The organism is Nosocomiicoccus sp. HMSC09A07, from assembly GCF_001808485.1.
GTDB lineage: Bacteria > Bacillota > Bacilli > Staphylococcales > Salinicoccaceae > Nosocomiicoccus > Nosocomiicoccus ampullae_A.
Genome location: NZ_KV793634.1, coordinates 314,717 through 328,679 on the forward strand (window position 1 = coordinate 314,717; position 13,963 = coordinate 328,679).

16 protein-coding genes are annotated in these 13,963 nt (G+C 38.7%); all 16 read left to right on the top strand.

Annotated features, from left to right (window positions below; translation table 11 throughout):
* The first annotated feature begins 416 nt into the window (after positions 1-416).
* The 16 genes from fapR (at position 417) to rplS (ending at position 13,832) form a co-directional block, all read left to right on the top strand.
* Positions 417-986 (top strand): transcription factor FapR, encoded by a 570-nt coding sequence (fapR, locus tag HMPREF3177_RS05865; protein WP_070457646.1) that lies wholly within the window; start codon positions 417-419, stop codon positions 984-986.
* Positions 983-1,963 (top strand): phosphate acyltransferase PlsX, encoded by a 981-nt coding sequence (gene plsX, locus HMPREF3177_RS05870; protein ID WP_070457649.1) that lies wholly within the window; start codon positions 983-985, stop codon positions 1,961-1,963. Before fapR ends, plsX begins: the two co-directional genes overlap by 4 nt.
* The gene (gene fabD, locus HMPREF3177_RS05875) at positions 1,956-2,861 is read left to right on the top strand and encodes an ACP S-malonyltransferase (RefSeq protein ID WP_070457651.1); all 906 of its coding nucleotides are present in this window, start codon (positions 1,956-1,958) and stop codon (positions 2,859-2,861) included. Before plsX ends, fabD begins: the two co-directional genes overlap by 8 nt.
* Complete coding sequence (gene fabG / locus HMPREF3177_RS05880; RefSeq protein WP_070457653.1) at positions 2,854-3,591, top strand: 3-oxoacyl-[acyl-carrier-protein] reductase; 738 nt, start codon at positions 2,854-2,856, stop codon at positions 3,589-3,591. Before fabD ends, fabG begins: the two co-directional genes overlap by 8 nt.
* 221 nt (positions 3,592-3,812) lie before the next feature.
* Positions 3,813-4,067 (top strand): hypothetical protein, encoded by a 255-nt coding sequence (locus HMPREF3177_RS05885; protein WP_070457654.1) that lies wholly within the window; start codon positions 3,813-3,815, stop codon positions 4,065-4,067.
* 80 nt (positions 4,068-4,147) lie between these two features.
* Positions 4,148-4,384, top strand: coding sequence for an acyl carrier protein (locus tag HMPREF3177_RS05890; RefSeq protein WP_040929198.1), 237 nt, complete (start codon positions 4,148-4,150; stop codon positions 4,382-4,384).
* Between the two features lie 96 nt (positions 4,385-4,480).
* Positions 4,481-5,242 carry a ribonuclease III gene (gene rnc / locus HMPREF3177_RS05895; RefSeq protein ID WP_083286891.1) on the top strand — a complete coding sequence of 254 codons (762 nt, stop codon included), beginning with the start codon at positions 4,481-4,483 and terminating at the stop codon, positions 5,240-5,242.
* Between the two features lies 1 nt (position 5,243).
* Positions 5,244-8,789, top strand: coding sequence for a chromosome segregation protein SMC (gene smc, locus HMPREF3177_RS05900; RefSeq protein WP_070457656.1), 3,546 nt, complete (start codon positions 5,244-5,246; stop codon positions 8,787-8,789).
* Positions 8,790-9,905, top strand: a complete 1,116-nt coding sequence (gene ftsY, locus HMPREF3177_RS05905; protein ID WP_068128810.1) for a signal recognition particle-docking protein FtsY — start codon at positions 8,790-8,792, stop codon at positions 9,903-9,905.
* Positions 9,883-10,215: a putative DNA-binding protein gene (locus HMPREF3177_RS05910; RefSeq protein ID WP_144265443.1), complete on the top strand. Its 333-nt coding sequence runs from the start codon at positions 9,883-9,885 to the stop codon at positions 10,213-10,215. The genes ftsY and HMPREF3177_RS05910 overlap by 23 nt, the downstream gene beginning before the upstream one ends.
* 11 nt (positions 10,216-10,226) lie before the next feature.
* Positions 10,227-11,573 (top strand): signal recognition particle protein, encoded by a 1,347-nt coding sequence (gene ffh, locus HMPREF3177_RS05915; protein ID WP_070457661.1) that lies wholly within the window; start codon positions 10,227-10,229, stop codon positions 11,571-11,573.
* Between the two features lie 84 nt (positions 11,574-11,657).
* Positions 11,658-11,930, top strand: coding sequence for a 30S ribosomal protein S16 (rpsP, locus tag HMPREF3177_RS05920; protein ID WP_040929193.1), 273 nt, complete (start codon positions 11,658-11,660; stop codon positions 11,928-11,930).
* A gap of 2 nt (positions 11,931-11,932) precedes the next feature.
* Positions 11,933-12,160 (top strand): KH domain-containing protein, encoded by a 228-nt coding sequence (locus HMPREF3177_RS05925; RefSeq protein ID WP_040929192.1) that lies wholly within the window; start codon positions 11,933-11,935, stop codon positions 12,158-12,160.
* Positions 12,161-12,207: 47 nt separating this feature from the next.
* Positions 12,208-12,696: a ribosome maturation factor RimM gene (gene rimM / locus HMPREF3177_RS05930; RefSeq protein ID WP_070457663.1), complete on the top strand. Its 489-nt coding sequence runs from the start codon at positions 12,208-12,210 to the stop codon at positions 12,694-12,696.
* Positions 12,693-13,364, top strand: a complete 672-nt coding sequence (gene trmD / locus HMPREF3177_RS05935) for a tRNA (guanosine(37)-N1)-methyltransferase TrmD (RefSeq protein WP_070457666.1) — start codon at positions 12,693-12,695, stop codon at positions 13,362-13,364. The genes rimM and trmD overlap by 4 nt, the downstream gene beginning before the upstream one ends.
* A 114-nt stretch (positions 13,365-13,478) precedes the next feature.
* Positions 13,479-13,832, top strand: a complete 354-nt coding sequence (gene rplS, locus HMPREF3177_RS05940) for a 50S ribosomal protein L19 (RefSeq protein ID WP_040929189.1) — start codon at positions 13,479-13,481, stop codon at positions 13,830-13,832.
* Positions 13,833-13,963: the final 131 nt, after the last annotated feature.

Consider the following 13,963-nt stretch of genomic DNA (forward strand, 5'->3'; position numbering starts at 1 on the left):
AGAATAAAAAACAATTTTACACAACGCACGTTTGCGTAAACGACCACTCAATTAGTTTAACGCAACTTAAGATTCCGGAGGTTTTTCATCTGAGAATTCAGGAAGAGAAGCATCGAAGACTTCGGTTATCCTGCTTAATTTAACGCAAATCGCCTTTGTGTAAACGCTAACTCGATTAGTTTAACGATTAGAGGAAATGCGTCAACGTATCGGCAACCCTTTTTACGCAACTCGCATTTACGTTAAAAGATGAAAAACAATTTTACGCAACACGATTTCGCGTCAACAAACAATCCATTAGTTTAACAAAAAACAAAATTCACGATTTTTTTCATCTGAAATAATGTAAAAGATTGAAAAGTAATCATTAATTTTATATACTAATTTTAGCACCAACTACTAAATGGGGAGATAATGTGGCAAAGTTAAAGAAAGATGAACGCCGTCTAGAAATTGTGAGGCGATTGGACGAAGATCCGTTTTTAACAGATGAAACACTCGCAAACGATTTGAACGTTTCGATTCAAACGATTCGTCTGGACCGTTCAGTTTTAAACATTCCAGAACTGCGTGTCAGAGTTCAAGCAGTCGCTAAAAAGAATGCTGAAGAAATTAAAAGTATTCCACTTCAAGATGTCATCGGTGAACTGGTACAAATTGAAGTGAACAAACAAGCGTCTTCGTTTTTTACAGTTGAAAAAGAACACTCATTTTTAAATTATAATATCGCACGCGGACACTTCCTATTTGGTCAAGCAAACTCACTTGCTGTGGCAGTACTCGGTAAAAAGAAGGTGCTGACAAAGGAAGCAAACGTAAAATATTTAAAACCGGCAAAAGTCGGAGATAAGATTGTCGCAAAAGCGACCGTATTAAAAATTAAACCATATGAAGCACTTATATTAGTGGAATCATATGTAAAAGATGAAACAGTATTTATTGGACATTATGTCATGCATTTTGAAAATGAAGGTGAAATAGAATGAAAACAATCGCAGTCGATCTGATGGGTGGAGACCACGCACCAGAAGCAATTGTCGATGGTATTAAATCAGCATTAAAGAAATATGAAGATATTCAAATCTTAGCGTTCGGAACAGCAGGTAGTTGGACTGAGACGCATGATAGAGTGAAATTCGTAGAAGTGACAGAGGTCATTACAAGTGAAGACGATCCAGTACGTGCAGTTCGTCGTAAAAAAGATTCATCGATTGTACGTGCGGCAAAAGCAGTAAAAGAAGGGAAAGCAGATGCTTTCGTATCTGCAGGTAACACAGGTGCCTTACTTACGGCTGGATTATTCGTTATAGGACGTATTAAAGGAATCGAGCGTCCAGCGCTCGCGTCGATGATTCCGACGACGAATAATAAAGGCATGCTCTTACTCGATCTCGGTGCAAACTCTGAAAATAAGCCAAAGCACTTATTACAGTTTGCGCATATGGCGTCTATTTATATGGAAAACATTCGTGGACGTAAAAATCCTTCAATCGGTCTCATCAATAACGGTAGTGAAGATATTAAAGGAACACCACTTACTAAAGAGACGCACCAGTTACTTCAAGACTCAAACTTAAACTATAGTGGATATTTTGAGACGAGAGACATATTAACTGGTAAATACGATATCGGTGTCACAGACGGATTTACAGGTAACATCGTTCTTAAAACGATCGAAGGAACAGCAAGTAGCCTACTCGGTGAAGTGAAGAAAATCTTTTTATCTTCGATGTTAAATAAGTTATCTGCACTCGTCGTTAAAAAAGATTTAGGTCAATTAAAAGACTTAATGGATTACCGTCAATTTGGCGGTGCACCGTTACTCGGTTTAAATGGACATGTTTTAAAAGCGCACGGTTCAAGTGACGCTCTCGCAATAGAAAATGCGATTCGAAACGCGATTACAATGGCGAATAGTGACGCGATCGAACAAATTAAGGAGGCGATTTTCGAAGATGAGTAAACTCGTTTTGTTCCCGGGGCAAGGGGCACAGTATCATGAAATGGCAAAGGATTTATATGAACATAATGACGCAGCAAAAGAACTACTCGATACGATCTTTAGCTACGTTGATTTTGATTTAAAAGAGATCATGTTTTCTGAAGACGATGAACGACTCAATAATACAGCGTTCACGCAACCCGCATTATTTGCGCATTCACTTGCGGTGCTTAAAGCAACGGGAATTAAAGGCGATTACTTAATCGGACATAGTTTAGGAGAATTGCCAGCTCTAGTGCATGCGGGTGTTTTATCTTTAGAAGATGGAGTAAAAGCAGTCGCCATGCGCGGACGTTTAATGAGTGAAGCAAAAGACGGTAAAATGGCTGCAGTCATCGGTATGGATAAGGACAAGCTCGAAGCGTTATGTGAGTCACTCAGTGATGACGAAGAAAAAGTCTCACCAGCAAACATAAACGCACCAGACCAAATCGTGATTTCTGGAGATGTAGCGAAAGTCGATTTATTTATAGATGAAGCAAAAGCACACGGCGCGAGACGCGTCATTCCGCTAAAAGTATCAGGAGCATTCCACTCACACTTAATGAAAGACGCTCAAAATTCGTTCGAAACGTTCTTAAAAGATATTACGTTTAATGATGCAGAAATTCCTGTTATACAAAACGTTTCCGCAGAACCAGAAACTGATAAAGAAATTATTAAACAAAATTTAATTCAACAAATTACGTCGCCAGTTCGTTTCGTAGAATGTGTTGAAAAAGCAGTCGAACTTGGTGTAACTGAATCTGTCGAAGTTGGACCGAAAAAAGTTCAAACAGGTTTACTTAAAAAGATTACGAAGTCAGTAGACACAGCACATATCGATACAGTTAAAGAGGTGAATGAATACAATGAGTAAAGTAGCATTAGTTACAGGCGCATCAAGAGGTATCGGACGCGCAGTCGCATTACGTTTAGGTGAAGACGGCTATACAGTTATCGTCAACTATTCAGGAAATAAAGAAAAAGCAGAAGAAGTTGTAGAGAAGATTAAAGAACAAGGTGGCAACGCTGAAAGTTATCAGTGCCAAGTTCAAAATTACGATGAAGTGAAAGATATGATCGCGCATATTAAAGATACGTACGGTCAACTCGACGTTGTCGTGAACAACGCAGGAATCACAAAAGATACGCTACTTATGCGTATGAAGCCAGAAATGTTTGACGATGTTATTAACGTCAACTTAAAGGGTGCGTTTAACGTCATTCAAAACGTTTCTCGTATGATGATCCGTGCGAAATCTGGACGTATCATCAACATCTCAAGTATCGTCGGAACCCTTGGTAACCCTGGACAAGCAAACTATGTTGCGAGTAAAGCAGGAGTCGACGGTTTAACGAAAAGTGTCGCAAGAGAACTCGCAAGTAAAAATATTACAGTAAACGCAGTCGCACCAGGATTTATCGAAAGTGATATGACAGACGTATTAAGCGACGATTTAAAGAACAAAATGCTCGAACAAATTCCATTACAGCAGTTCGGTCAAGTTGAAGACATCGCAGAAGCTGTATCATTTTTAGCATCAGACCGTGCGCGCTATATTACAGGCCAAACGATTCACGTCAACGGTGGAATGTACATGGCGTAACCGCTGTGTTATTATAAACACAAGTTTCAGTGCCGAAAATAAAGGTCGGCCACGAACATTCGCGGGGTGTGGCTTTTATTCTTTTAAGAGAGTGATGAGATGGTTGTAGTCGGGCGACGGATGGTAGGTTTCTCTGTTGATAGTCTCATCTGCGACGGTGAAAGAAGTTTTTCGCAGTCGATTCGGGGAATCGTCGGCGAGATGAAAAACTCCCCGTCGCTATGGAGGTTATCGTCGGCGAGAGTCAGATTTCATCGACGATTCAAGCAGTATCGTCGGCGAAAATCGGGAAAACGAGAAATTCACCGACGATTCGATCATTCCCGTCGGCGAATCAAAAATTCATCGACGAAAGTCTCATCTGCGACGGTGAAATAAACTTTTCGCAGTCGATTCGGGGAATCGTCGGCGAAATTGAAGTTTCCCCGTCGATTCGAGACAATCGTCGGACCAAATCACGAAAATCACGCATTTAAAACCTGCTCACTGGGTATAAAGATTAAGAATCATCTCTACAACTGAGATACGACCACTATTTTAAGGAGGTGAAGTAGGAATGGATAATTTTGATAAAATTAAAGACATTATTGTCGACAAATTAGGTATCGATGAGGATCAAGTGACGAAAGATGCGACTTTCAAAGATGACCTTGGTGCGGACTCTTTAGACATTGCGGAACTTGTAATGGAATTAGAAGATGAGTTCGATACTGAGATTCCAGATGAGGAAGCTGAGAAAATCGTTACTGTTGGTGATGCTTTAGATTTCATCGAGAAGCTTGAAAACCAATAATTTGATAGACAAAATCCACTTTCTATAAAGTGGATTTTTCTTTTATATCGCTACAACAAACCGCATAAGTTTAGTAAACTATATTAGGGTGAGATTATGGATAAATTACTACAATCAATCGAACAAGATGAAGACTCTAAAAGACACGTCGATTCTTTTTTTAAAAAGTTCGATTCTTTTATGAAGAAACATCAGATTCAATATGAAAATGACAAATTATTTTTACAAGCATTTATGCACAGTTCATTCGTGTATAACATTCATTTAGACCGAATTCATTCGAACGAGCGTCTAGAATTTTTAGGTGACGCGGTATTAGAACTGATGGTCTCAGAATATATATTTGACGCGTTTAAAGATTTCCCTGAGGGAGATTTAACAAAGTTGCGTGCAAATATCGTTTGTGAGCCTTCACTTGTAATATTTGCGAACGACTTAAAAATGGAAGAGTTACTATTACTCGGTCCAGGAGAAAAAAAGACAGGCGGTAAAAAGCGTCCGTCGATTATCTCGGATATGTTCGAGGCATTTTTAGGTGCGTTATATCTCGATCAAGGATACGACGCTGTGTGGAAGTTTTTAAGTGTGAATGTATTCCCGAAAATTGAACGCGATGATTACCTCGGAATTTCAGACTTTAAAACAGCACTTCAAGAGTTTGTTCATAAAGCGTATAAAGAGGAAGTGTATTACCACTTACTCGAAGAGACAGGTCCGTCACACGACAAAAACTTCGTTTCTAACGTGACGTTAAACGATAAAGAAATCGGGCGTGGCAGTGGTCGCTCTAAAAAAGAGTCTGAACAACTCGCAGCAAAAGTTGCGTTTTATCATTTAAAAGAAAAGGCCGAAAGATAATATGGTATTTTTAAAAAGTATAGAAGCTAAAGGATTTAAATCGTTTGCCGATAAAACGACGATCGAATTTAATGACGGCGTCACTGCGGTTGTTGGACCGAACGGTAGTGGTAAAAGTAACATTATCGACGCTGTCAGGTTCGTTCTCGGTGAAACGAGCGCTAAGCAATTTCGCGGGTCTAAAATGGAAGACGTTATATTTAACGGAACGACAGAACGAAGTAAGCAAAACAGTGCAGTCGTTCAACTGAATTTAGACAATAAAGACCGCGTGTTAGACTTTGACTACGACAACGTCACGATTCGTCGTGAGCTATTTAGAAGTGGTGAAAGTAACTACTATATCAATAAAGAACGCGCAAAATTAAAAGACGTGACAGAACTCTTTATGGACTCTGGTCTTGGTAAACACGCATACAACATTATTTCTCAAGGTGAAGTTGATCACGTTTTAAATCAAAAACCAGAAACGCGCCGTGAAATTATCGAAGAAGTTGCCGGCGTCATGAAATATAAAACACGTAAAAAAGAAGCAGAACGTAAACTCGATGATACGTTACTCAACTTAAGTCGTATTCACGACATTACGAGTGAACTCGAGTCTCGCGTTAAAAAGCTCGAAAAAGAAAGTGCCATCGCGACTGAGTATTTAGCGCTTTTAAACGAGATGAAACAAAGCGACATTGAAGTTACTGTGTTTGATATTAAAGAGCTGTCTTCAAAACTTCATCAGTTAAAAGAGACGTATTCAAACGATGAACGTACAATTGAAGACGCGAGAAATCACGTCAATTTACTCGACGTTGCGATCAATAACTTACGCGACAAGCGAGAAGTATTAACCGAAAAAGAGCGTAGCATTCACGACGCGTTCGTCAAAGCATCTAGAGAAAAAGAACAAACAATCGGTAAAATCGAGTTATTTAAAGAACGTAAAACGAGTCGTTCAGATCAACACGACAATTTAACTGAAGAAAAAAGCAACAAATTAAAAGAACAAGAATCGTTAGAACGTGATCTCGATGAATTACGTACATCTTTTAATGAAACGAAAGATGAACAGTCGAACGTAAAAGCAGAAATCGATACAATCAACGCTTCGTTACAATCGCTTGTTGACGGTAACGACGTCGATATTGACGCATTAAAAGAACAGTATTATGCGGTCATGGTCGAAAAGACTTCTTTAGACAACCAGTTAAAAGACTATGAAAAACAAGAGGCAATCGATTCAAACAAGCGCGAAGAGTTAGATCGTCGCATGAACGAATTAAAAGAGTCTCTCGACACGTTAAATGAAAAAAATAAAAGTTTAACAGATACACTCTCATCACTTGAATCATCATTAAAAAATAAGCGTGAATCGTATAAAGAAACGAAATCAAAACGTGACCACGAACAGTCTCATACAAAGTCGTTAACAGAGCAATTCGACACGGCGAATCGTTACATCTCACAACTTACATCTAAACGTGATATGTATGAGTCGATGATGTCAAATTACGATGGATATTACCGTGGCGTAAAGTCTGTATTAAAACGTAAAGACAAGCTCACAGGTGTATTAGGTGCCGTTATGGAACTTATCGAAATCGACAGTGCGTATATGACAGCACTTGACGCAGCACTCGGTAGTCAAACGCAAAGTGTCGTGACAAAAACTGAACAGGATGCTAAACGTGCAATCCATTATTTAAAAGATAAAAACCTCGGTTACGCGACGTTTTTACCACTCGACACAATACAAAGGAGATCTTTATCTCAAGAAGTTGTATTTAAACTCGAATCGACATCAGTAGAGCATCATATATTAAAAGATTTAGTCGACACGAAATATGACGCACTGATCGGTCACTTATTTAGTACGACGATTATCGTCGAAAATTATGACGACGGTGCCCGATTATCTAGAGAGTTAAATTTTAAAGCGCGTATCGTAACACAAGACGGCGAAATTTTTAACCCGGGTGGTGCAGTCAGTGGGGGAAGCCGTCAAAACAACAACTCAGCACTTAAATTACGAAAAGAAAAAGATGCACTCGACGAAAAAATCAAAGCGTACACGCTAGAAGTCGACAGGCTTACTAAAGAACTTTCAAAAGAAAAGGACAGTCTAAAAGAATTAGACACTCTTCTAAACACGCTAGAAACTGAAGGCATTCAGTTAAAAGAATCATACGATGAACAGAGTCAGTTACTAGAACAAACGAACCAAGACATTAAATTAACAAATGAACGCATTGCGTTATTAAAAGAAACGTTTGATTCTACAACTGAAACTATGGAAGCATCGACGTTAATAAAAGCGATAGAAGAGAAAACAAAAACACTCGATTCGCTTCAAAAAGATATTCAGTTACTCACGAAAGCTCAAGGGGATACTGAAGCGGCTGAAAAAGAATACGAAAGTAAAAAGCAAACGCTTCTTACAAAACAAGCGGAATTAGAATCGACACTTCGATATAAACGTTCTCAAGTAACGGATTACGAAGAAAGGCTTTTAAAAGTGAAACGTGAAATTGAAGATATCGATTCACGTATTGAAATGTTGACTTCAGATTACGAGTCGATCGATATCGAAGCGTTAGAGACGTTATCTTTAGAACTCGACGAACAGTTAGACGTCTTACAAGACTCTTCATCACAACTTAAAAAAGAGATACACGAAGTGAGTGAAGAAACAAAGCACGACGTGAATTTACGTCAGTCGCATTTAGATACGATAGAGAAACTTTCTGAATCGCTACGTAAAACGCACGGTAAAAAGGAACGCGTCGAATCAATGTTAAGTGTAAAAATCGATTACTTATCTGAAACGTATGAAATGACGTTTGAACGTGCAGAAAAAGAATATACGGACTTAACAGACATCGACATGAAGCGCGAAAGAATTCAGTTAAATAAAAAAAGTATCGACGAACTCGGTAACGTAAACTTAAACGCAATTGATGAGTTTGAAGTCGTGAACGAACGTTATACGTTTTTAAAACACGAAGAAGACGATTTGTTACAAGCACGTGAAACGTTACTCGACGTCATTAAAGAAATGGACTATGAAGTGTCTGAACGCTTTAAAGAGACGTATCACAACGTCAATGAACACTTTAAAAAAGTGTTTAAGACGATGTTCGGCGGTGGGGAAGCAGAACTCCGCTTAACAGAACCGGGTGATTATTTAAATGCTGGATTACTCATATACGCTCAACCTCCAGGTAAAAAGCTAACGAGCATGTCGCTACTTAGTGGGGGAGAGCGCGCGTTAACAGCGATTAGTTTATTATTCAGTATATTAGAAGTGAGAAGTAGTCCGTTTATAATATTAGATGAAGTAGAAGCGGCACTCGATGAGGCGAACGTGTTACGATTCTCAAATTACTTAAGACATTTAACACGTTACAGCCAGTGTATCGTAATTACTCACCGTAAAAAGACGATGGAGCAAAGCGACCGATTATTCGGTGTGACGATGCAAGAAAAAGGTGTCTCTGAGCTAATTAGTGTAGACTTAAAGACATACGAGGAACGAGAAGTTGAGGGGGAATACTAAGTGAGTTTATTTAATCGTTTAAAAAAGAAATTCTCAGGTAAAGCAGATAAAGAAGAGTTTGAACAAACGCCCGTCACTGATGAAATGAAAGATGCAGATTTAGACGGAGACGGTTTAATATCGATTGAAGAATTTGAAGAGTGGGAACAAGAACAAGTCGGTTATAAATTTAAACAAGGACTTGAAAAATCTCGTGAGAAATTCCAAGATCAAATCAACCAGTTAATGGCGACGTACCGTAAAGTAGATGAGGACTTTTTTGAAGCGCTCGAAGAAGTGCTCATTACTGCAGACGTCGGTTTTGAAACGGTGATGGAGTTAACAGACGAGTTACGAGATTATGCGAAACTTAAAAACATTACTGAAACAAAAGAACTCCGTGAAGTCATCGTTGAAAAGATGATTGAAATATACGAGCGTAACGGTGACTTAGACGAAAGCATGAACATGCAAGACGATTTAACGATTATTTTAGTCGTCGGAGTAAACGGTGTCGGTAAAACGACGTCAATCGGTAAACTTGCACATCGCTATAAGTCTGAAGGTAAAGACGTATTACTCGCAGCCGCAGATACATTCAGAGCTGGGGCTATTAATCAGCTTGAAGTATGGGGTGAAAGAGTCGGTGCAGACGTCATTAAACACCAAGAAGGTTCAGATCCAGCAGCTGTAGTGTTCGACGCAGTAAACGCAGCAAAGCGCCGCGGCACGGACGTGTTAATTGTCGACACAGCAGGACGCCTACAAAATAAAGGGAACTTAATGAAAGAACTCGAAAAGATGAAACGCGTCATTCAAAGAGTCGACGAAAATGCTCCGCACGAAGTGCTACTCGTATTAGACGCTACAACTGGTCAAAATGCTATGCTTCAAGCGAAAGCATTTAACGAAGTAACAGAGTTAACAGGGCTTGTCTTAACAAAACTTGATGGTACCGCAAAAGGTGGTATCGTCCTTGCGATTAAAAACGAACTCGGTATTCCAGTAAAATTCGTCGGTCTCGGAGAAAAAATTGATGACCTAGAAATATTTAGTGCAGAAAACTATGTTTACGGACTATTTGCAGATATGATTGACAATGCAGAGGAAGTTGTTGAAGATGAACGAACTGAATAAGACGTTACGTATGAACTATTTATATGATTTTTATAACGGCTTATTAACAGATAAGCAAAAAGATTACGTAAAACTCTATTACTTAATGGACTTACAGTTTTCTGAAATCGCAGATGAGTTAAACGTGACGCGACAAGCGGTTTATGATAATTTAAAACGTACGACAGAAGTACTCGAAGCATACGAAGAACACCTCGGTATGTACGCGCGTTATTTAAAACGTCAACAATTATACGATGCGTTAAAAACATCGCTCGACGATAAGCAACAAGCACTGAGTATAATAGAAGAACTCGAATCACTCGATTAGGAGGAATTATTGTGGCATTTGAAGGATTAGGTTCAAGGCTTCAAAGTATCTTAGATGATATTAAAGGTAAAGGTAAAGTCACAGAACAAGATATAAAAACGATGATGCGTGAAGTACGCTTAGCACTTCTTGAAGCGGACGTTAACTTTAAAGTTGTCCGTCAGTTTATTAAAGATGTGTCCGCGCGTGCTGAAGGCGCAGATGTCATGAAATCATTAACGCCAGGCCAACAAGTCATTAAAATCGTACAAGAAGAACTTACAGCGTTAATGGGTGGAGAAAATGCGAAAATCAATTTAGCAAAAAAACCACCGACAGTTATTATGATGGTTGGTTTACAAGGGGCAGGTAAAACGACGACTGCTGGTAAACTCGCGTTACTGTTACGTAAACAACATAACAAAAAACCATTACTCGTAGCAGGAGATATATACCGTCCTGCTGCGATTGACCAGTTAGAAACGATCGGCCGTCAATTAGACATTCCAGTCTATTCAATGGGAGACAAAGAAAAAGTCGAAACAATCGTAGAAAACGCGATGCAGTACGCTAAAGAAGAACATTTAGACACAGTCATCATCGATACAGCAGGTCGACTGCACATCGACGAAGATTTAATGAACGAATTAAAAAACGTTAAAGAAATTTCAAATCCAGACGAAATTATGCTCGTCGTCGACTCGATGACAGGTCAAGACGCAGTGAACGTCGCTGAATCGTTTAACGATTTACTAGACATCACGGGAGTAACACTCACAAAGTTAGACGGGGACACTCGTGGTGGTGCGGCACTTTCAATTCGTAGCGTCACTGAAAAACCGATTAAATTTATCGGGGTATCAGAAAAACTAGACGGTCTAGAACCGTTCCATCCAGAGCGTATGGCAAGCAGAATTCTCGGAATGGGAGATATTTTATCGATTATCGACCGCGCGCAAGCAAACGTCGACATGGAAGAGCAAGAAAAGCTCGAGCAAAAGTTAAAAGAAAATTCGTTTACGTTAGACGACTTTTTAGATCAAATGGACCAAGTGAAAAATATGGGACCACTTGATGAGCTGATCAAAATGCTTCCTGGTGCGAATAAAATTAAAGGGTTAGATAAAGTAAAAATGAGCGGTAAAGAAATCGACCACGTTCAAGCGATTATCCGTTCAATGACGATGGAAGAGCGCGAGAATCCTGAGAAATTAAACATCTCAAGAAAGCGTCGTATCGCTAAAGGGTCAGGTCGATCACTTCAAGAAGTGAACCGTTTATTAAAACAATTTAACGAAATGAAAAAGATGATGAAGCAATTTACAAACCAAAAAGGGAAGCGTAAAAACCCATTTGGCGGTATGGGATTACCTTTTTAAAATTGTAAAGGAAAACCTCTTTACAACGTTAAAATCATCTGTTATTATTATATAAGTAATTTTGAACATGAGAGGTGTATATAAATGGCAACAAAAATCAGATTAACACGTATGGGTTCTAAAAGAAATCCTTTCTACAGAATCGTAGTTGCGGACTCAAGAGTAAAAAGAGATGGTCGTATTATCGAGCAACTTGGTTACTTTGACCCATTAAAAGAAGAAGACAACGTTAAATTAGATGATGAAAAAGCATTAGAGTGGATGTTAACAGGTGCAAAACCTTCAGACACTGTACGTTCTATTTTCAGTAAACGTGGTCTTATGGAAAAATTCCATAACGCGAAACAAGGTAAATAATTATGAAACAGCTACTCCAAACGATTTTACAACCTATCGTTCGTCATCCCGAAAGTCTTACGATTACTGAGACGACTGAAGATAGAAAAGTGGTCTATACTGTTAATGCACATGAAGAAGACATTGGCAGAATCATTGGTAAAGGTGGTCGTGCCATTAAAGCAGTGCGTACGATCATGACAGCAGCAAATGATGACCCGTCAGTAAGAGTGTTTGTTGACGTAGAGTAAAAACACATCCGACACGGGTGTGTTTTTTTATTCGGAAAGGAATCACGATGATTGATATTGGAACATTAGTAAATTTCCACGGTGTCCGTGGTGAAGTTAAAATTTTAAGTAGTAGTGATTTTACGAACGAACGATTTGCGGTCGGTCAAACAGTGACGATTAACAACGAAACATATACAGTCACGCGTTATCGTAAACATAAAAACTTTCATATGTTAACGTTCGACGGAGTTACAAATTTAAACGACGTAGAACATTTAAAAGGTCACACAGTGTATCAAGCACTAGATGCGATTGATATTGAACTACCAGAAGGGCAATATCATTATGAAGATATTATCGGCTGTGAAGTAATAAACTTAGACAATAACGAAACTTTAGGAGAAGTGACGTCAATTATCCCAACTGGTAGTAAAGACGTCTTTGTCGTATCTGATAAGTATATGATTCCAAACGTAGACGACTTTATTAAACTCATTGATATCGAGCGTAAACGAATTGAAATAGAACCGATTGAAGGGCTGTTAGATTTATGAACATATTCTACTTAACATTATTTCCTGAAATGTATGAAGGTATTTTAAGTTCATCAATTTTAAAGCGTGCAAATGACAAAGGTATCGTGAGTTATAAAACGATTAACTTTAGAGATTACGCAAACAACAAACATAATCAAGTCGACGACTATCCGTACGGTGGTGGTGCTGGTATGGTCTTAAAACCAGAACCAGTATACGAAGCGTTTGAATCATTACATTTAGAAAACGCACGCGTATTACTCATGTGTCCGTCCGGGAGACCGTTCGATCAACAGCTTGCTGAAGAATTATCTACTGAAGAAAACATCGTTTTTATAAACGGACATTACGAAGGATATGATGAGCGTATACGAAACCTCGCAACTGATGAAGTTTCAATCGGGGACTACGTATTAACGGGAGGAGAAATTGCGTCGATGGCAATGACAGACGCCATCGTTCGTCTCATCCCTGGAGTCATTCAACAAGAAAGTCACGAAAACGACAGCTTTTCAACAGGTATGCTCGAGCATCCACATTACACGAGACCAAGAGAATATCGAGGTATGAAAGTACCAGACGTATTACTGAGTGGAGATCATAAAAAAATCGAAGAGTGGCGAGAAGAGGAATCGTTAAAACGCACAAAAGAAAGACGACCAGATTTATTAAAAAATAAAAAATAAGTTGAATCGACCAATTAAATATGGTAATATGAATAAGTCTATGAGGACGAAAAATCACAACGATCCGCTGTATAGATGCTATATAAGATGGTTGGTAGGAAGAGGAGAATTTAAATGTCACAACAATTATTACAAGACATTACAAAGTCACAACTTAAAACTGACTTACCAGAGTTTAGAGCTGGGGACTCAGTAAAAGTACACGTACGTATCACTGAAGGTGAACGTGAAAGAATCCAGGTGTTCGAAGGTGTAGTCATTCGTCGCCGTGGTGGTGGAATTTCTGAAACATTCACAGTAAGAAAAATCTCTTACGGTGTTGGAGTAGAAAGAACATTCCCTGTTCACACACCGAAAATCGATAAAATCGAAGTGACTCGTAAAGGTAGCGTACGTCGTGCGAAATTATATTACTTACGTAGCTTACGTGGTAAAGCAGCACGTATCAAAGAGAAACGCGAAAACTAATTCACGTTATAAAAGACCGAAGATTTATTCTTCGATCTTTTTTTGTATAAATTTTTCTGTTCTCTTATCAATTATACTCTAAAAAACATTGTACTATACTTTAAACTATAAATTACATAAATGAATAGTTA